This window comes from Lysinibacillus sp. G01H, assembly GCF_028872195.1.
In the GTDB taxonomy this organism is placed as follows: domain Bacteria; phylum Bacillota; class Bacilli; order Bacillales_A; family Planococcaceae; genus Lysinibacillus; species Lysinibacillus capsici.
The window spans coordinates 4,627,299-4,647,560 of record NZ_CP118397.1 but is presented as its reverse complement, the minus strand read 5'-3'; the positions used below and the strand labels follow the sequence as shown (position 1 = coordinate 4,647,560).

At 36.6% G+C, this 20,262-nt stretch carries 17 protein-coding genes and 1 riboswitch; of the genes, 13 read left to right on the top strand and 4 right to left on the bottom strand.

The window, feature by feature from the left end; genetic code table 11:
- The first annotated feature begins 86 nt into the window (after positions 1 to 86).
- Complete coding sequence (locus tag PSR12_RS23625) at positions 87 to 251, top strand: CxxH/CxxC protein (RefSeq protein WP_004233391.1); 165 nt, start codon at positions 87 to 89, stop codon at positions 249 to 251.
- A 90-nt stretch (positions 252 to 341) separates the two neighbouring features.
- Positions 342 to 821, top strand: a complete 480-nt coding sequence (gene rlmH, locus PSR12_RS23620) for a 23S rRNA (pseudouridine(1915)-N(3))-methyltransferase RlmH (RefSeq protein ID WP_274771068.1) — start codon at positions 342 to 344, stop codon at positions 819 to 821.
- Between the two features lie 97 nt (positions 822 to 918).
- On the opposite strand, the gene PSR12_RS23615 is transcribed toward rlmH, so the two are convergent.
- Complete coding sequence (locus tag PSR12_RS23615; protein ID WP_274771066.1) at positions 919 to 2,817, bottom strand: BMQ_0737 family morphogenetic spore coat protein; 1,899 nt, start codon at positions 2,815 to 2,817, stop codon at positions 919 to 921.
- Between the two features lie 661 nt (positions 2,818 to 3,478).
- Here PSR12_RS23615 and PSR12_RS23610 point away from each other — a divergent pair.
- From PSR12_RS23610 to PSR12_RS23600, 3 genes are read left to right on the top strand one after another with little or no spacing between them, the layout of a single operon-like run.
- Positions 3,479 to 4,261, top strand: coding sequence for a transporter substrate-binding domain-containing protein (locus PSR12_RS23610; protein WP_221682455.1), 783 nt, complete (start codon positions 3,479 to 3,481; stop codon positions 4,259 to 4,261).
- A 31-nt stretch (positions 4,262 to 4,292) separates the two neighbouring features.
- Entirely contained in the window at positions 4,293 to 4,958 is a 666-nt protein-coding gene (locus PSR12_RS23605) for an amino acid ABC transporter permease (RefSeq protein WP_221682454.1), read from the top strand.
- A 27-nt stretch (positions 4,959 to 4,985) separates the two neighbouring features.
- On the top strand, positions 4,986 to 5,714 hold the full coding sequence (locus tag PSR12_RS23600; protein WP_221682481.1) for an amino acid ABC transporter ATP-binding protein: 729 nt from the start codon (positions 4,986 to 4,988) through the stop codon (positions 5,712 to 5,714).
- A gap of 169 nt (positions 5,715 to 5,883) precedes the next feature.
- Here PSR12_RS23600 and PSR12_RS23595 read toward each other — a convergent pair whose 3' ends face one another.
- On the bottom strand, positions 5,884 to 9,555 hold the full coding sequence (locus tag PSR12_RS23595; protein ID WP_274771063.1) for a S8 family serine peptidase: 3,672 nt from the start codon (positions 9,553 to 9,555) through the stop codon (positions 5,884 to 5,886).
- A gap of 309 nt (positions 9,556 to 9,864) precedes the next feature.
- Positions 9,865 to 9,911, top strand: a riboswitch (PreQ1 riboswitch).
- Between the two features lie 126 nt (positions 9,912 to 10,037).
- Here PSR12_RS23595 and queF point away from each other — a divergent pair.
- The 5 genes from queF (at position 10,038) to PSR12_RS23570 (ending at position 13,078) form a co-directional block, all read left to right on the top strand.
- Positions 10,038 to 10,538, top strand: coding sequence for a preQ(1) synthase (gene queF / locus PSR12_RS23590; RefSeq protein WP_004233404.1), 501 nt, complete (start codon positions 10,038 to 10,040; stop codon positions 10,536 to 10,538).
- Positions 10,539 to 10,642: 104 nt separating this feature from the next.
- Positions 10,643 to 11,302, top strand: a complete 660-nt coding sequence (gene queC / locus PSR12_RS23585) for a 7-cyano-7-deazaguanine synthase QueC (protein ID WP_274771061.1) — start codon at positions 10,643 to 10,645, stop codon at positions 11,300 to 11,302.
- Between the two features lie 3 nt (positions 11,303 to 11,305).
- On the top strand, positions 11,306 to 11,776 hold the full coding sequence (gene queD, locus PSR12_RS23580) for a 6-carboxytetrahydropterin synthase QueD (RefSeq protein ID WP_221682452.1): 471 nt from the start codon (positions 11,306 to 11,308) through the stop codon (positions 11,774 to 11,776).
- Positions 11,769 to 12,497: a 7-carboxy-7-deazaguanine synthase QueE gene (gene queE / locus PSR12_RS23575; protein WP_221682451.1), complete on the top strand. Its 729-nt coding sequence runs from the start codon at positions 11,769 to 11,771 to the stop codon at positions 12,495 to 12,497. The genes queD and queE overlap by 8 nt, the downstream gene beginning before the upstream one ends.
- 41 nt (positions 12,498 to 12,538) lie before the next feature.
- Complete coding sequence (locus PSR12_RS23570) at positions 12,539 to 13,078, top strand: VUT family protein (protein ID WP_274771059.1); 540 nt, start codon at positions 12,539 to 12,541, stop codon at positions 13,076 to 13,078.
- 116 nt (positions 13,079 to 13,194) lie between these two features.
- On the opposite strand, the gene PSR12_RS23565 is transcribed toward PSR12_RS23570, so the two are convergent.
- Positions 13,195 to 14,385: an MFS transporter gene (locus PSR12_RS23565; protein WP_274771057.1), complete on the bottom strand. Its 1,191-nt coding sequence runs from the start codon at positions 14,383 to 14,385 to the stop codon at positions 13,195 to 13,197.
- Between the two features lie 237 nt (positions 14,386 to 14,622).
- Here PSR12_RS23565 and PSR12_RS23560 point away from each other — a divergent pair, with 237 nt between their 5' ends.
- Positions 14,623 to 15,870 carry a TerD family protein gene (locus PSR12_RS23560; RefSeq protein ID WP_274771055.1) on the top strand — a complete coding sequence of 416 codons (1,248 nt, stop codon included), beginning with the start codon at positions 14,623 to 14,625 and terminating at the stop codon, positions 15,868 to 15,870.
- A gap of 63 nt (positions 15,871 to 15,933) precedes the next feature.
- Here the strand turns inward: PSR12_RS23560 and PSR12_RS23555 are convergent, their stop codons facing one another.
- Positions 15,934 to 16,911 (bottom strand): tRNA dihydrouridine synthase, encoded by a 978-nt coding sequence (locus PSR12_RS23555; protein ID WP_221682447.1) that lies wholly within the window; start codon positions 16,909 to 16,911, stop codon positions 15,934 to 15,936.
- 224 nt (positions 16,912 to 17,135) lie between these two features.
- Between PSR12_RS23555 and PSR12_RS23550 the strand changes: the two genes are divergently transcribed.
- Both PSR12_RS23550 and PSR12_RS23545 read left to right on the top strand, forming a co-directional pair.
- Entirely contained in the window at positions 17,136 to 18,146 is a 1,011-nt protein-coding gene (locus tag PSR12_RS23550) for a GNAT family N-acetyltransferase (RefSeq protein ID WP_274771053.1), read from the top strand.
- Between the two features lie 130 nt (positions 18,147 to 18,276).
- Entirely contained in the window at positions 18,277 to 20,145 is a 1,869-nt protein-coding gene (locus PSR12_RS23545; protein WP_274771052.1) for a leucine-rich repeat domain-containing protein, read from the top strand.
- Positions 20,146 to 20,262 lie beyond the last annotated feature (117 nt).

Sequence of the window (20,262 nt, the reverse complement as noted above, 5' to 3'; positions counted from 1 at the left end):
TACTTTGTTACAATAGATTGTGGATAACATAGACTGATTTGTGAATAAGTTTGTGGAAATTTCGGAAAATAAGGAGACATCAAAAAATGGAAAAGTACAGCTGTGAAAGCCATATAGATCACGCTTTAGACATGTTTGTAGCAGAGCAAAAAGTGTTCCCAATTATGGATAAAATCGAAGAGGATAAAAAGTTATCCACAAAGTGTAGCTACTGTGAACAGGCAGCAGAATATATTGTATCAAGTAAATAACTTTACACAATATATAGAGAGTGCTTGTGGATATGTTGATAACTTTTGTGGATAATTTGTTTGTAAATGAATTGTAAAGGTGGATAACGTGTGAATATAACGATTGTATCAGTCGGCAAACTAAAAGAAAAGTACTTGAAAATGGGGATCGATGAGTACGTAAAACGTCTTGGCGGCTATGCAAAAATCGATTTGGTTGAAGTGCCAGACGAAAAGGCACCTGAACAACTAAGTGAAGCTGAAATGGATATCGTCAAGAAAAAAGAGGGCGAACGCATCCTGGCGAAAATTAGCCCAGATGCTTACGTCATTGCATTAGCCATCAACGGCAAAATGAAAACCTCCGAACAAATGGCTGCCGATATTGAATCCCTCATGACCTACGGCAAAAGCAAAATCGCCTTCGTCATCGGCGGTTCGCTCGGTCTACATGAAGATGTGTTAAAGCGTGCAGATGAGCAGCAATCTTTTGGTAAGATGACACTTCCTCACCAGCTCATGAAGCTTGTGCTAGTCGAGCAGATTTACCGTAGTTTTAGGATTATGAAGGGTGAACCTTATCATAAGTAAGTGAGGTTTTTCAACGGAGAAAACTATTTAAAAGAAAGTGTATATCAACAAGAGGACCAATCTTTCCTTCATTGAAAGGCCTATATTAATGAATCTATCATACAATAGCTGTTGAGACATTACCCATAAGATCAAAAGCACTTAATGACATGGTTCCGGGTGCAAAAGTTGTATTATAACCAACTGGATCACTTGGAAAAACGACATCATAAACAAATGGGAGAGGTGCTACCAATCCCCATGGTAAGGCGACATTAAAACTGTTGTTATAGACTTGTATCTGGCCATTTGCTGGGATGGATGTCGGCAACCCAAGTGTGTAGGTGTAGTCTACATAAACGGATAGGTTACTTGATACTGAAAACGGGTCTATATTATCGATAGGTGCATTTGGGTTTGTAATTTGATTATTTTCAATGAGAATAGGTGTAATTGTTGAAAAAGTATAGGGATCTGTAGGAGGAATAAATGTAATGGTCGGTCCAGGTCGATCTAGTTGGTTAACAGTATTATGGGATACATTTATAGAGATATTCTGGCTAGCTGCCAGGTTAAATAATACGAAATGAGAAAATCGTGTCATGTTGTTATTTTGGATAATATAAGTGGCATCGCTAAAAGTGTCTGTAGGTGTGTCAACCTGAAATATAATAGCGTCTTGGCTATTGGGCCCACCTGAAAAAGTGTTGCCAGAGATATTCATTGTGCCTGTTCCGCTTCTTAATTCTATTGCGTGACGAGTACCTGTATGAATAAACGTTGAATTAATAATGGAAAGATTTGAAGCATTGATAATGGCGAGACGCTTTGGTCCTCCTTCAATAATTACGTTATCAAACGTAATATTATCATATAGACCATTTCCAGGAGCATGTTCTATTCTCAATAACGATACATCATCAGCAGCTGTAATGGTCGGGCTAATAAAATGAAGATTTTTAATAGTTACATTATCTGCAGTTATATACAGATTCGATTCTACTGGTGGATTTGGAAACTCAACAACTGTATTTAGTAAGGAAAGACCTGTAATTGTTAGCGGCTTACTTACAGTAATAGGAGTAGCTTCAACAAAGGTCCCTGGAAAAACAATAAGAGTATTATCAGGTGCAGCGTCATTAATCGCTGGTTGAATGTCGTTATAGTACTTACCTGAATTAACATTAAGTACACGTCCACTTGGTGTAGTACAAACAAAGTCTGATGAGAGAATAATTCCACCTATAGGGCAAAACATACAGTCGGTAGAAATACTAGTTAAAAATAATGTACAACTTTGATTACTACAAATTAAAGTCTCTTCACACATACCTGTACAAGGTTTACAAATAAAATCTCCTACGGCAATCCCATTACAAGGACCAGTAGTGAGCGCTACTTCGTATACACAAGAAAAGGGGATATTAATCTGTGGAATTTTAATTGGTGTGGTAACCCAATCATATACTTTAGGGACTTTTATACATAGATTTTCATCTTGTTGAGGTGTAGATGTTTTTGGATCTTTATCAAGTGAAATTAAAGGGTATTGGTCTGGAAGAATAGTCTTGATAATTGATATATTTTCCCTTGGATTACAAAATTGAGTTGTAATATTTATAACAGTGTTAAATGAAGATTGTACCGATAAACAAAAATCCACAAAAAGTAATAGTCCTTGGAAGATGTCATCAGAATAAACGGTTTGAGAGAAACAATGAAAATCAGTATATGAACAGGTAATTTGTGTGCCATTAGGTGCACATAGCACGATTAGTTTTGTTTCAGAAAAAGGTTCTGTATGTTGTGTTCCGTTATCCAATACAATAGTCACAAAGCCACTGATTAGAATCTTTACTTGTTGAAGTTTGACATGGGATCCATCTGGGAGAACTACACATTTTTCAGAACGTGAATTTTCTGAAGTTAATTCTTTATAAATGATGCTTCCAGGTAAATTTGGTTCAAGTGGCAGCCCCTGATTATCGGATAGAAAACAGGAAACGACGCTTACCATAACTGCCCCTTACTCGACTTAAGTTTGTTCATAGACATTTATTCGCTCCTTTTTAAACTAATCAAATTATTGTATGTACGTTGCCTAAAAATTTTAAGGTAATTAGCCTAGTTTTCAATATATATTCACTATTAGCGAAATAAAATTTAAATCATATAGAATTTGCAGAATGTTTTCTCGTTGAAGCTGATTAAATAGGGTATCAACAAAGATTACTTAATTGATTTTTCGAGTAATAGAAATCTATTCTAAAATAGAGTTAATTCAATAGTAATACTTTTTTAACACTTGGATATCAATGATGACAAATTACTGTTGCAATAATTTGTAGAGGGACAAGAATGGTAATGAAGAAAATTTAATAGAATTAACTATCAAACTTGTATAAAATCGCACTTACATCAGTTACGGTGAACCGTATCATAAGTAAGTGCGGTTTTATTAGTTCTATACATCTAAAATGCTGCATTTTTAGAGGAAAGAGAAGACTTGAAAGATAATTATATAATGCAAAGTTTGTAGAAAAAGTATCAGGCACTTTTAATAGTGCCTGATACTTTTTTGTTTTATTGGGAGTAGATTGGGTATTAACTATCATAAGCAAGTTATATAGCAAGAGGTGTTGTAGGAATTTACGAAAGGGAAAGGAGTTATAGCCAATATGTTGTTGAGTAAAAAGTTACTATTGATCTTTAGCACAATCGTAGTCTGCCTTATATCTGGTTGTGTAGAGAAGCAGAAGCTTGAAGACGGATCTGAACTGATCAATAAAAATCAATTTGTTTTTGCTACTTCTGGTGAATTTAAGCCATTTAGTTATATAAATGACGATCTTACAATGTCAGGTTTTGATATTGAGGTTGGTGAAGCGATTGCAAAGGAAATGGGCCTTGAGCCGGTTCAGAAACGAATCAAGTTCAAAGGGATTGTGGAAGGGGTGAAAACGGGAAGAGCGGATGCAGCAGTTGCAAGTCACACGATTAACCCGCAGCGGAGTAAACATGTTTCTTTCTCTACCCCTTATTATTATTCAGGACCGAAAATTTTCACCAGACCGGATAGTAAAATTAGGACTGTTGAAGATTTAAAGGGAAAGGAAGTAGCTGTTGCAAAAGGATCAACTTATGCAGATACAGCTTCCAAGTATACAGATAACATCAAAACATATGACAGTGATATTACAGCATTAAAGGCTTTAAGCAGTGGACGTCATGATGCAGTAATCACAGATTTTGTTACAGGAAAAACTGCTGAAAAGGAAGGTTTTAAGATTAAAGGACAACAATTAATTAATCGCAGTGAACAAGCGATTGTGTTGCCTCAGGATAATCCAAAACTATTGAAGCGAGTAAATGAATCTTTGGAACAACTTCGGGAAAATGGAACATTGACTCAAATCAGTATCAAATATTTTGGTGAGGACATTACCAAAAAATCCGAATAAACCAATGCTATAAAAGAAAGGAAGTAGTACTTTGCCAAGTTTTTCGCATTTTTTTCAAATACTAATCGAAACAAAAGGTGTATTCTTTAAAGCTATGCTTTTAACATTAGAGCTGACGGTGGTTTCTATCTTACTGGGAATCATCATCGGACTAGTCTTTGCCTTATTAAAAATTTCTAATATAAAAATTTTAGAACTTATTTCAGATATATATGTCTATTTGGTTCGAGGAACACCACTGATTGTTCAAATATTTATCCTCTACTTCGGAATTAGCGGGATTTTCCTTCTTCCTGATTTTTGGGCTGCTTCACTTGCTCTAGCGCTACATAATGGAGCTTATATTTCTGAAATCCTGCGAGGAGCAATTCAGTCAGTCGATAATGGCCAATTTGAAGCAGGACGCTCGTTGGGAATGACAAAGACAATGACATTAAGAAGGATTATTCTCCCACAGGCATTCCGTAGAGCGTTGCCGCCTTTAGGCAATCAATTTATCATCAGTTTAAAAGATTCTTCGTTAGCCGCATTTATCTCCATGAATGAGCTGTTTAATGTAGCGACAACACTTGGGTCGAATAATTTCGATGAAATGACCTACTTACTCATTGTAGCAGTCTACTATTTATTGCTGGTAGCATTGATGACATTTGTAGTGAACCGCACTGAACTAAAATTAGCAGTAAGCGACAGATAGGAGCTGAAAAGATTGGATACCAAGGAAATGATTAAAATAAGTCAATTGAATAAATCGTTTGGAGACTTACATGTATTGAAAAATATCGACATGACAGTCTACGAGAGCGATGTTGTTTGTCTAATAGGATCGAGCGGGTCAGGGAAAAGCACCCTTCTTCGCTGCTTGAACTTTTTAGAAAGAAAAGATAACGGCAATATTATAATTGAGGGAAATGAAGTCAATCCAAGGACAGATGACCTTAACAAGATTAGAGAAAAGGTTGGGATGGTGTTTCAAAATTTCAACTTATTCCCACATAAAACGGTTTTAGAAAATATTATTGAAGCACCTGTTATGGTAAAGGGTGTAGACAAAGAAAAAGCTATCATCAAAGCAAAGCAATTACTGAAAAAAGTAGGTTTGGAGGATAAGTCGGATGTCTATCCTAGTAAACTATCAGGGGGGCAAAAGCAACGGGTGGCGATTGCTAGAGCACTTGCGATGGAACCAGACATTATGCTTTTTGATGAGCCAACATCGGCACTCGATCCTGAGCTCGTGGGAGAGGTTTTAACAACCATGAAAGATTTGGCTGAAGAAGGAATGACAATGGTTGTTGTTACCCATGAAATGGGATTCGCAAGAGAAGTAGCTGATTGGATTGTCTATATGCATGATGGGAAAATTATTGAACGCGGCACACCTGAACAATTTTTCAACCATCCGCAAGAGGAGAGAACACGGGAATTTTTAACTGCGACAATGCTTAAATAAAACTAAAAGGTTCTGAACGGTAGGGTTAGAATCTCTTATGGTTTTGCATTAAATATTGGATGCCTAGATAAAGCTTGTACAGCCAACCTTATTATAAGTAAGTGAAAATAGCAAAAAGAGAAATTGCAAAGCGCAATTTCTCTTTTTACTGGAACCGTACTTATTTTAATTATAACTCAACCTCGGTAACTTCATTATTACCATTACCATTACCGTTGCCGTTGCCATTGCCCGGCTTTTCAACCGACACGTCAAATGTTAATGTGTGGTCACCATACGTTGCTGTAATTGTGGTAGTACCTTGACCTTTACCTTTTACAGCCCCTGCTTTTACAGTAGCTATTTTATCATTTGCTACTTCGTAGGTTGCAAGCGTAGTAACATCTTTTTCTGTTGTTCTACCCTCAAAAGTAGTTACCTCAGTAATCTTAACCATAACCTCTTTACCTATTCTAGTTTCAACCTGAGCTTGGTCAATTTCTAGTGTTACGATTGGTGTTTCTACAACAGGTGCTTTAACTGTAACACTTACCGTAACCTCATGATCACCATATGAAATAGTAATCGTAGTCGTGCCCTCACCTATAGCAGTTACTAATCCATTTGCTATTGTTGCAACATTTTCATCTCCCACAACATAAGTAGCTTTTGAAGTTACATCTTCCTCTGTTGCTTCACCTTCTGGAGGAGTAGACGTCTCTGTTACCGTAAGTTGTGCAGATTCTCCAACTGTTAGGTCTAGCTCAGTTGGATTGACAGAAAGTGTTACTTTTGGTTCAACTACATCTTTTTCAAATATTAATGCTTCACCAACATTCCCTGCAGCGTCTTCAATTTTTACTGATACAGCATTTGTTTCGGTTGTTACTGGGAATGTGAAGCTACCGTCTTGATTTAATTCAAAATGAACTGGCGCTTGTATTTCGCCATTCACTGTCGCAATATAAGAAGCTTTTAATTTATCATTTAAATTGTAGTTTAAACCATATAAATATAACTCTTCATTGTAGTCGATATACTTATCTGTTACCTTTCCTGTAGCGACACCTTCAGCTACTGAACCAGTAATTTCTGGTTTAGTCGTTTTCACGATAATTGGTCCAACATAATCGGAAACTACCCCTGATGCCGCAAGACCAGTAAAGTCAATTGTATAGAGACCATCTGGAATTGTTGTGGCAGGTTCTGTTCCCCATGGTTTGTATTGCCCAGCAACATTCAGCGTATAAGAGCCTTTTCCTAGTGCAGTACCTGCATGTAGATAACCGATGTAGCCGTCTCCATATTCTCCGCCTTGAGGATTCATAATATCCCATAGCTCGATATAGTTAGTTGTTACATCGCCAGTTAATGTAAATGAAAGTACAGCTGAATCTTTCACGCCATCTCCATTAAAGGAGAGGTCTGTTTCTGTAATCTTTAAATCTTTAATTTCAGTTACTGCCTCGCTTCCAAAGTCAGCTGCGAATGGCAATGAAATTTCTGTAGCACCACCGCTGATGTGAATATACCCCAGTATTTCCGAGCCGTTTGGAGCTGTAGCTTGTGAAGCCGTTAATGTAAGATTTAACACTTGCTCACCAACTAGATTAAATGTTGGCTGGTCGACTGTAACAGTTGCATCACCAAATGTTTTTGTCACATCAATTGATACGTTATAATTACCGCCGTTCCCCTTTATATCTTTTACTAAAACTTGTTTCGTTACGGAAATATCCTGGTCTTTAAGTGATTGTGGACCAAAAGTAACTGTCCCTTTTAAGTTTTCTGAAACAGCTCCAGTTCCGTCTAAAATTGCACTATCCAATGCATAGGCAAGAATTTCTGGATGTGCTGCAGCATAAGCATTTACACGACCTGCACCTTGAGAGAACACATCATATTTTGTTTTATCTAAAACCTTTGCTGTATTAGAAAGCGCCACTTTTATGTCGAACGCATTCCAATCAGGATTTGCTTGTTTAAGTAATGCAACAATACCTGTAATATGCGGTGTTGCCATAGAAGTTCCTGTTTTACGATCATATGCCTCTGCATAATCTGCATCAGGGAAATCCTTTTTATACATTGGAATCGTTGACATAATATTTGTTCCAGGTGCACTTACATCTGGTTTAATATCAAAGTTTGGCGTAGATGGTCCACGGGAACTTGAATCGTTTACTTCATCCCCCAGTGTTTTTGTGGAAGTAAATTGACTAAAGCTGACTCTTCCAGCACCACCGACTAATGCAGCACGAATTGCATTACCATCCGTTTGGGACATATCAAATGTTGGTAGAAAAGCAAAGGAATCACCCAGGAATGTACCTGAAATATTAGGTGCATTTGTTCCACCAGCAAAGTTATGAATAATTGTGGCGACTGCTCCATTTGCCTTTGCGTTCGCAATTTTATCAACAAATGCGATGCTGCCACGAGAGATCAATGCCACTTTACCTTTTACATCGATTCCCTCATAGTCTTTTACTTCTCCGTTTCCAGGAATAGCAACTAGGTCAAATTCTCCTTGAAGCTGTGTTGCTAAATCCCTTCCAAAAGTTGTGCCCATTAATGGGAGCTGTTTTGTTAAGTTGTAGTCACCAACTGTAACATTCACTTCACCGTTATACATTGTTTCAGGATTTGTTGTGTTACCAACAGCAATTCCTAAACGAGCGGTTGCAGGCGTGCCCATTGTTCCTCGATTTGGGCCGGAGTTCCCTGTTGCAATTACTCCGATTGTTCCAGCCATCATTGCATTATTAATAGCAAATGAACCTGCGTCCGTTTCAGAGTTAGCCCCCCCACCAAGAGAAAGGTTGATTATGTCCATTTTTTCTGTTACAGCCGTTTCAATTGCTTTAACAATACCAGATGTAGCCCCACTTCCATATGCACCAAGAACACGGTAAGCATAAAGGTCTACTTTTGGAGCAATTCCTTTAATGCCGAAATTGTTAGCTCCAATTGCTGCAATGGTTCCAGCAACATGGGTACCGTGAGAAGTATAGAACGAGCTTCCCTTTTCATTAAATTCAGGTGTTCCAGCAGGACGCTCAGAAGGCAATGTTTCCGATGCATCGTCATCTGCCCGAGGCTTTGTGTAAGTTGATGAATTTGGAATAAAGTTTTTCCCACCTTTATAAATTCCAGCGAACTCGGGGTGATCTGCATCAATACCAGTATCTAATACTGCTACCTTTATACCTTGTCCTTCAATTCCTTCATTCCAAAGCTGTTCGATGCCGAGGAAAGAAATACTTGTATTCATTTGAGCCTCTAATTGATCTTCCTTAATCAGTTCTGATGATTTCATTGTCTTATCTTCTGATGCGTAAACAATTGCATCAGGTTCAATTAATGTTATTCCTTCTATTGAAAGCAGCTTTGGGAGATCATTTGCTTTCACAGTTGCTGCAAAACCGTTTAAAACAGTATCAAATGTGTAGCCTTGAGTCATTTGAACATTTTTAGTAGCTAATTCTTTTTTAACCTGTGCTTGTTGAGATTTTACATTTGACCGAACTTCATTTGCTCGCGCATTAGAGAACTTTTGGCCTTTCACTTGGCTCATTCCTTGCTCTAGTGCCACAGGCTTTTCAGATAAATGTACGATGACTGCAACTTCTTGATTGCCTGATACATTTTGTAAGCTTTCGTGAAGAGTTGGACCATCTTTAGACAAGCTTAGCTGTTCAGCGATAGCCGCCTTTAATTGAAGTATACTTTCACTTTGGCTATCCTGCTTGAATGGTTTCGAATCTTCAGCATTAGCACTCGATAATGGAACCAATAGAAAAAGCACCATAACGAAAGCTATCATACTACTTAAAAACTTCGTAAACTTAAACTTTTTCAAATCTCATTTCTCCCTCCACTCATAATTATCGCACTTTTCAGTTTAGTGTGATATTTCCAATTTATCACAGGTGAGATAATTCGAATATCGGAATATTAAAAAATCTCAAAATATTGATAATTAGTATTACTTTGTCAAAAATGAATTAATTCTATTTTCCTAGTAATTTAATAAAAAAGTAGAACTTTCAAATGAGTATTGACTTACAGTAATTCATACTTTTTATCATTTAAGAGTTTTATAAAAAATCCATTTGACGTTCTGTATTATTTTTTGTACGATATGGAAGAAAAGAATGCCCGGACTAGAACGGGAGAGGTTCATAGCTGATACCCTCTATAAAAAACTATGGAAACATGACAATATGCCATGTCCATATCGGACGTGGCTTTTTTTTATCTGTTTACTTATGTTTTAAATAGAATGATTGGTGATGCCTCTCTTGAAAAGTGTTGGGAAACATTTTACAAGGAGGTTTTTTTATGTCTGGCAGAAGTCATGAAGAAGGATTAAAGGATTTAACCCTATTAGGTAATCAAGGTACAAAGTATTCCTATGATTATGCACCTGAGGTATTAGAGGCAGTGGATAATCTTCATGCTAATCGAGATTATTTTGTTAAGTTTAATTGCCCAGAGTTTACTAGTTTATGTCCGCTTACAAATCAGCCGGATTTTGCAACGATGTACATTTCATATATCCCAGATAAAAAAATTGTTGAAAGTAAATCTCTAAAGTTGTATTTATTCAGTTTTAGAAATCACGGCGATTTTCATGAAGATTGCGTGAATATCATTATGAACGATTTAATTGCACTACTTGATCCAAGATATATAGAGGTTTGGGGGAAATTTACTCCACGTGGGGGTATCTCGATTGATCCATGGTGTAACTATGGGAAGCCAGGAACGAAATACGAAGAAATCGCCAATTATCGTTTAATGAACCACGATCTTAACCCAGAAAAAATTGATAATCGATAAATGAAGCAAGAAAGAGGTTTTTAGCTACCCTCTTAAAAAAACTAAGAAGAAAGCAGCACTTTTTCTTAGAGTGCTGTTTTTTCGATATAAGGGAGTCTTTATAGATGAAAAAGAAAAAAGCAATTGTAGTATTTAGTGGAGGTCAGGACAGCACAACTTGTTTGTTCTGGGCAAAAGAACGCTTTGAAGAGATTGAGGCAGTAACTTTCGATTATGGTCAAAGGCATCGTCTTGAAATTGACTGTGCGAAGGTGATAACAGAGAAGCTTGGTATCAAGCATCACATACTTGATATGTCTCTCCTGAATCAACTTGCTCCGAATGCATTGACACGACAAGACATAAAGGTGAAGGACGGAGAAAATGGTGAGCTCCCATCGACTTTTGTGCCTGGCCGCAATCTCCTTTTTCTTTCATTTGCGGGCGTTTTAGCGAGCCAAGTAGGGGCAAAGCATATTGTAACAGGTGTTTGTGAAACTGATTTTAGTGGATATCCGGATTGCCGAGATGTCTTTATTAAATCCTTAAATGTAACGTTAAATTTATCGATGGATGATTCCTTTGTGATTGATACACCCTTGATGTGGCTGAATAAGGCACAAACATGGGAATTAGCTGATCAGCTTGGGGCACTTGAGTTTGTACGACAAAGAACGTTGACTTGCTATAACGGTGTCATAGCAGATGGCTGTGGTGAATGCCCAGCATGTAAATTGCGAAATAAAGGGCTTGATGAGTATTTAAGTTATAGGAAGGAGTCTTAAGGCATGTCAGATTTTAAAATCGTTGAGAGACTCCAGAAAATTGATGTGGATATTCAAAGAAATCAATTGAACTACCATGCAAAGCGTGTTCTCATAAGCAAAGAATTTACCTTCGATGCTGCTCATCATCTACATCATTATGAAGGGAAATGTAAAAATCTGCACGGTCATACCTATCGGGTAGTATTAGGGCTGAGTGGCTACACAGATGAACGTGGTTTGATAATTGATTTTGGCGATATAAAAGAAATATGGAAACAAAAAATAGAGATTCATTTGGATCACCGCTATTTAAATGAAACGCTTCCACCCATGAATACGACGGCAGAGAACATTGTTGTTTGGATATACGAAAAGTTGACTGAGGCCTTGCTTGATGAAGGATATAACGGTGTGCGTGTAGAGTTTATCAGGCTTTACGAAACTCCAACAAGCTATGCAGAAGCTAGACGGGAGTGGCTGGAAGTTGAGTAAAGTACCTGTTATCGAAATTTTTGGGCCAACGATTCAAGGAGAGGGTATGGTCGTTGGACAGAAGACAATGTTTGTAAGAACTGCGGGCTGCGATTATTCCTGTTCTTGGTGTGATTCATCGTTTACGTGGGATGGCAGTGGAAAGCATTTTATTGTCCAAATGACGGCGGAAGAGATTTGGGCTGAGCTGAAGCGGCTTGGAGGTAATGGTTTTTCATTTGTCACAATTTCAGGCGGCAATCCTGCACTCAATCCGAATTTAGCAGAGCTTATTGCCATTTTAAAAGAAAATGACATAAAAATCGGGGTAGAAACACAGGGGAGTAGGTGGCAAAAGTGGATGTATGAGATTGATGAACTGACAATTTCACCAAAGCCACCTAGTTCTGGAATGACCACAGACTACTCGGTGCTCTCTTATATCTTCGAAAAACTTGAAGATCGAAACAGCAATCACCATGTATCTCTCAAAATAGTCGTTTTTAATCAAGAGGATTACGATTATGCTAAACAAATTCACCATCTATATCCAATGATTCCTTTTTATCTTCAAGTCGGTAATGATAATCTCACGACAATTGATAATTCACAATTAATGATGCATTTATTGGATAAATATCGTGCGCTGATTGATAGAGTAATGAAGGATGAGGATTTAAGAGATGTTAAAGTACTGCCACAGTTACATGCCCTTGTGTGGGGAAATAAAAGAGGTGTATAGTGTGCCATTACAAAAATTAAATTTACTTGAGGAGTAATAGTTTGAGAATATTATTTTATTTATTATCTATTGTTATTGCTAATGTGGTAACGGCAGCATTTGCACCATTACATTTTGGTATGTTTATTGTCCCAATGGGAACGCTTTTAATTGGGGCAACCTTTATTTTTCGGGATCTAGTACAAAATAAATATGGTAGAAAAAAGACGTATTTATTTATTATTACAGCGTTAATTTTATCAGCTGTGGTGTCATTCCTACTAGGTGATACACTTTTGATTGTGGTAGCCTCAGCACTATCATTTGTTGTCGCTGAAACGGCCGATACTGAAATTTATACTCGATTAAAATTACCAATGGCTTGGCGTGTGTTCTACAGTGGTATTGTCGGAGGATTTTTAGATTCTGCAATTTTCGTAGTAATCGGCTTAAGTCCACTTGGTGCCAATATATTGCCATGGGAAGCGGTACCTGCCGCCATTTTGGGGCAAATTATTGTGAAGACAATTATACAAATGGTTGGTGCAATTATTTTAAATAAAGTTGGACCAATGAAAGATAAATATATTATTCCAGAATAATTATTCCTTATTATGAAGATACGGATCACATGTAAGCTTTTTAAAAATAGGCCCATTCGTTTTATTCGAATGGGTCTGTTTGATTTATATTCCTTTTAAGATACCTATTGCAATTTTTAAGCCGTTTTCTTTTGTTTAAGGTCTAAATGATAACTAAAGAAAGTTAGTAGACTTGCACCGACGGCAACTATACCACCAACCCATGTGACATTCATCAAATTTCCTTGATGATATACAATGCCGCCTAATGCAGACCCAAAAGCGATGCCTACGTTACTTGCCACTGGCATAAGAGAAGCTGCAAGTCCTTTAGCATCTGGTTTGTAAATTTCGGCCAAATCTATTAAGTAAAGCTGAGTAGATGTTGTCAAGAGGATGGCCATGAGTGACATTAGTCCGATGTTCGCTAATCCTAAAATAAAATGATTTGTCGTCCAAAATAAGCTTGTCAATACAATAGCTTGGGCGAGAAAAACAAACCGAAGTCGGCCGATGGCATTGTGAGTGGCAATTTTACCGGCAAGAATGTTGCTGAAAATCGAAAGGAAGCCGTAGCCGAATAAGATTAAACTTATAGAATTATTTGGTGCACCCATTCCCTTTAAAATAGGAACAAGGTACGTAAAGACTGCATAGGTTGCACCAAACCCGAGAGCAGGAATGAAAAAGGCAATTAAAATTCGAGGCTGAATCATTAAAGAAAATTGATCCCGTATTGAGCTTCGTACTTGGCTGAGTCGAGTAGGTAAGACAAAAAAAGATGCCGCAAACGCCAATCCTCCGAGAAGAGTGGTTAACATAAAAGTGGCATTCCAGCCGAACCATTCAGCGATTACAATTCCAATGGGTACTCCCACTACGTTTGCCAGTGTAAATCCACCGAAAACAAATGATATAGCAAGGCTGCGTTTATTAATCGGCATGGTTTCGCTTGCAACAATCATGGCTAGAGAGATCAATACACCTGTTACAATCGCGGTCATAACCCGAAGTATAAGGAGCATAATATAGCTCGTTGAAATTACACACAGAGCATTTAAGGCAATGAAGGAACCTATCAAAAACAACATCCATTTACGCTTTGGAAAATGGCTTGTTGCTGACATGACGAGTGGTGTAGCGATGGCAAATGTGATGGCGAACGCAGAAACGAGTGTGCCTGCTTTTGCATTTGTCATATGAAGGCTTGAAGAAATATCAGTTAAAATCCCGACAATAACAAATTCGCTTGTCCCCAGAACAAATGTTAATAATGCAAGTGTTAAGATAAGTAACCAATGTCGCTTGGATAACTGTGTATGATCCATAAATACCTCTTTCTTTGATGAATGTAACTGTGTTAATTAGTAGACACACAATTTAAACATCATATCATAAAATGTTTTTATGAGAAATTAGATTAGTTTTACTATATGCCGGTGTTTGTTTCCGACTATTTTCCTATAAAGAAGGATTTTGTAAATATTACTCGAATTTTTTATTGGAAGAGTAACTTTTTTATCTATTTTGTATGTATAAACAATAAGGGGAAAAGGGGGATTCACATGATTCAATTCCTTCAGATGGGAGCAAATACAGTTATAAGTTCCAAAAAAGGTAGTGTTACTATTAGCTACGAAATGTCTAATTCGATTGATATTTCGTTAACTGCATTCCTTTTAACGGATGCAAATAAGGTACAAGGAGATAGCGGCATTATATTTTATAATCAACCAACTAGCTTATCTGGTGCAGCTACCCTGATACCATCTGAGAATGTAGGGAATATAAAAATACATAAAATGAATTTTGACATGAGTAAAATCCCTGAAGGTATTACTAAAATAGCAATAACAGTTACAGAAGATAATAGCCGAGGTTTTTCAAATGTGAAAAATTTAAAGGCAGAAATCCGTACTGATAATAATGTTATCAATTTAGCACCAGCTAATTTTGCAAATGAAAATGGAATCGTAGTATTAGAATTATATCTAAGAAATAGTCAGACAAAGGTGAGATCTATATGGCGCGGATTTGATTCTGGGTTAGAGGGGTTATGTAAAAATTATGGTGTTGAGGTTGAACCTGAAGAGCAAAACAATCTTTCTGAATCAACAACTATAAAAAAACAAATGCTGATAGAACCTGATCAATCACGAAATGTTCCAAAAAATACAAATAGACAAAGCATGTTGTCATCGATAAATCTTGAAAAGGTAAAGGGGAATGTCAGTCTCACCAAAGGTCAAAAGCCAGTTATCATTGATAAAACGCCTGAAATTACTGCTACGGTATCATGGAAAACTGGTACTGACTACGATATATATGCTTTAGTCTATACAAAGGATGGTCAGCAGATCGATGTAGCTATGTTTGGGGCGAAAAATACACCCCCACTTAGGAGTTTTCACCATGGGGTAGTCGAACACATGGGGGATGTTGGGAGAGATGCTGGTTCAACAAAAACTGAAGTAATCAAATTGAGATTAAATAATAATGTTTTAGCTGTTGTTCCTGTGGTTTATTCCGCCCAATCAAATGGCACAGGTTCATTCTACAGATATAAGGTGTCCATGAGTATAGATAATCATAATGGAACCTCCGTTACTATTTTTGCTAAAAATGCTAATAATAATGATAGAATTTATTCCTGTGTGCCTGGAATACTTCATAATACTCCAGATGGTGTGATTATCAACCCATTAGAGCTTTATAGTGAACCGAATTCAGAACGTAGACCTAAGCTGAAGATGGGCTCTTCTAATATGGTAGAAGTTCTAATGGATAAAGGCCCAATAAATGATTACAAGTAAAAGCAAATAAAACGGAGATTGGCGATAGCCAGTCTCCTCTTTTTTGTCACAACTTAATAAAGGTTACTCCTTTTGTTCGTGGGCAATATACGCAGCTAGTAATTCACGGACTTCATCCGTAGAATTTGCACTCAGTAATTGAACTCTTAATTGACTAGCCCCTTTGAAGCCACGTATATATATTTTAAAGAAACGTTGTAATGCTTTAAATGAACGTGTTTCGAATTCCTTGGAATAATGGTCATGAAGATTAAGGTGTAGGTATAGTAAATTAAGGTATTCTTTGGCGCTATGCTCTTTAGGTTCTTTTTCAAAGGCAAATGGGTTTGAAAACACACCGCGACCAATCATTACACCATCGATACCGTATTGCTCAACTAGTTTTAGACCTGTTAAACGATCAGGAATATCACCGTTGATCGTCAGTAATGTGTGGGGAGCAACTTCATCACGTAGTTTTTTGATATCTCCAATTAATTCCCAATGTGCAGCGACCTTGCTCATCTCTTCCCGTGTACGGAGATGAATAGAAAGATTGGCGATATCCTGTTTTAAAATATGTGTAAGCCACTCACGCCATTCTGTTACATCCGTAAAGCCAAGTCTTGTTTTGACACTAACGGGTAAGCCTCCTGCTTTGGCTGCTTGAATAATATCTGCGGCTAGTTCAGGATGAAGAATTAATCCAGCTCCTTTACCTCTTTCTGCTACATTATCAACTGGGCAACCCATATTAATATCAATTCCCTTAAAGCCTAATTCCTTCATACCAATACTCATTTTACGAAAATGTTCAGGGTTGTCCCCCCAAATATGTGCAACAATAGGCTGTTCATCTTCTGTGAAAGCTAAGCGGTTTCGTACATTATCTAATCCATCTGGATGACAATAGCTCGTCGTATTGGTGAATTCTGTAAAATATACATCGGGTCTCCCAGCTTCCTGAATGACATGACGAAATACAACATCTGTCACATCCTCCATTGGAGCTAAAATGAAGAATGGCCGTGGTAAATCTAGCCAGAAATTTTTTTGATTCATTGCTAAAAATCCTCTCTTTCCAAAATACTACCTTGCAAAAAGATATCATATTTACTTTATTTCTACATAGTTAACTGGCTTAGCTTAAGGAGAGAAATGCATCCTTGTAATTAGACTTAGGTTTTTTTAGATTAGAAAGTAATCAAAAATATCCAACAAAATCCTGTATTATCCATAATGATATAATATGTAATATAATGTAGAAATTTAGGGGGAGTGTTGAAATGGCAAAATATGAGTATAAAACAATTGGTATGAATGATATACCTACAATGGCTGAATTACTCGTTAATAGACAGAGCCTTGAAGGTGAAGTATATCCATTTCTAAACAACAGCTGTCTTAATGCTGAACATATAACAAATACGCTTGAAAACTTATTTGCTCATAATAATATTAAGGGGATTGGAGCATTTATTAAAGATGATCTAGTAGGATATTTAATCGGCGTCATCAAGAATGACTCTCTAAGAGGCAGACATGTATGGGTACCATATGAGGGATTGGCAATCAGAAAGGATCAATGCGCTGAGCTTATAAGAAAATTATACGCAGAGGTTTCAGTGGTATGGCTAGAGCAAGGTTGTTTTATGCATTACACGATAATCCCTCTTGGAAATGAGGCTTACTATGATGCCTACCAGCGATTAAGCTTTTCTATACAGCAAGTACATGGGGTCATGAACATTAGGGATTATAAACCATTTGAAAATAGATGTAATGCAGAGATTAGGGTTGCAAATAAAATGGATAGTGAGATGTTGGGGAAAATGTCTAGGATCATTCAATCGTATCAAAATTCCACACCTACATTTGAGCCTGTATTCCCTGAGGTTGTCATGAGCATAAAAGACTCATATAAAAGTATAGTAGAGGAGAATGATGATACATGTTTCGTTGCAGTAGTGGATGGGCAGGAATTAGGATTTCAAAAATATTATCCTATCCATTCAGATTTGATGACACCTGAGCATGCAATAGAGTTAACGATTGCAGGTACTTACTCTTCTCAAATGGGAAGAGGTGTGGGAAAAAAGCTGATGAATGAAGGCTGTAGAAGGATGAAAGAGGCGGGCTATGAGAATATCATTACAGATTGGCGAATTACTAATCTTGCTGCATCAACTTTTTGGCCTAAGTGCGGTTTTAAGCCAGTAGCCTATAGAATGGTTAGGTACATTAACAGTGATATAGCCTGGGCAAACTTTCATAACCCAAGTATAGGATTATTGTAAATCTAGTTAAGTATTTATCGGCTAGACAGTTAAAATTTAGTTTTAGATTGCTTGTCTATATTTCGTAAATATTGACATTTATTTTTTAGACAACTAAGCTTAATGGAAAAATAGTGCTGGGGGGCTGCCAGTGGAATTTATTAAATTAAATTGTCCAAATTGTAATGGAAAAATTGAATATAAAGAAGAGCAAACATTCAAATGTCCTTTTTGTGACACGGAGATCATGTTGAAAGAGAATAAAATTTATTATGTAGATCAAACAATTAATAATTATTATGGAACAGCTTCTCCTAATACAACATCCCGTCCAAAAACAAATTTAAAGCTGCTCTTTATGATACCAATTGTCATGATATGTCTATTCCTTGGGTATTTTCTTTTAAGTAGTAATCAAACAGAGGATGGAAACCGTGAAGAACTATCCGTTCGAACAATGCCTGAAAGTGAAGTTCTTCTATTCTTTTTAAAAGATATTTTTGATAAAGGTGGGACGATGCCAACAAAAGAAGAGATTGCAAGTATTCGATATTTGGCTGCCTACTATTCTGACGATCAATGGCATTTTGATTATAGTCTAGAGGATCCTTTTACAAATAAGGAAGCTAAAATTTCTACTTATATCATTATGGATAAATTATTAAATACGCAAGAAATTGAACAAAAGGACTTTGAGGCCCTTACTGGCTTAACGGTTTTAAAGCTCATGAATGATTATGAAATATCACAAAGTGAGAAAGTAAGTTTCCAACATCTTGAAAACTTAAAAAGTTATACTGGTAGCTTTAATGAATCATTTAGTAAAATTGCGGGATATTTTAGTGAAAAATCAAATGTTAAAGAGCTTTCTATCCAAATAAGAAGTAATGATGAACTGGCTTTATTATTACAGTTCCCTAATCTTCAATCGCTTGAACTATCTTATGTGACTGAAGAGGTAACAGATTTCCAGATTCTAAACAAATTATCGCTGAAATCACTGTCCTTAAAATCGATCAATGATTTAAAGTGGCTGTCTACACTAACTAATCTAGAATCGTTAGCAATAGACATTAGTGAAGCTACGGATTTTAGCCCACTTTACTCATTGACTCAATTACAAGAATTGAAGCTTACGTCAGTAAGAAATTTAAAAACGCTTGATTTTATACAAAACATGCCTAAACTACAATCTTTAGATCTTGAAAACATGAATATAATCAATTTAGATAGACTTAGAAATATGTCATCTTTAACAAAGCTACGTTTAGCTTCTCCTGGTCAAGTGGAATTGTTGGATATGGTAAACAGTCTAACGTCATTGACGGAGTTATCCTTAACTGGTTATCATGGTGATATTTCATCGATTGTAGCGCCCCATTTGAAAAAAGCAGAGCTGAAGAGTTCATTTTTACCAAAGCTAGAAGCACCCGCTTTAAGAGATTTGACGGTTTCTATAAGTGGATCGGATTCGCAATTGAATGGTTCAGAACTACTGAAATACCCACAGCTAGAACAGCTTACAGTCATGGAGTATGGAACTCTTACAGGTATTCGTTCATTAAATGACCTACCTCATTTGCAAACAATCAATTTAAATGAGACTCTCTTTTATGAAACCAATGAATTATTCAATTTACAGCATGTAAAAATGTTAAACTGTCATGAATGTAATTTTCAGGTGAATAGTAAGCCATTTACAAACAACGTGCTGGAGCATTTAATTTTAAATGACGTCTCCATTCAAATTGGTAATGGGGAATGGGTGCAAGAAGTAGATAAGATCATGCCTTATTTTGCTGGCTTTACAAATTTACGTTCATTCACTTTACAAGATAGTTCACTACAATCGTTAAATTTCTTGGGAAATTGGCAACAAATAGAGGTGCTTCATTTAGAAAATAATGCCATTTCAAATGTAGAACCTTTAGTAAATTTGCCTAACTTAAAAAAACTATATATTTTAGGGAATCAGGTACAAAATCAATCTGTATTAAACAAAGGGATTGAAATTTATTGACGTCATATTTATAAAACATGAACTATTTAAATTTAGGCTGGTACATGTTCTTTAAACTTTAATATGTGTAGTACAGTAATTAAAACCTTTATCTCAGTACATTTTAAAGATAGAAAA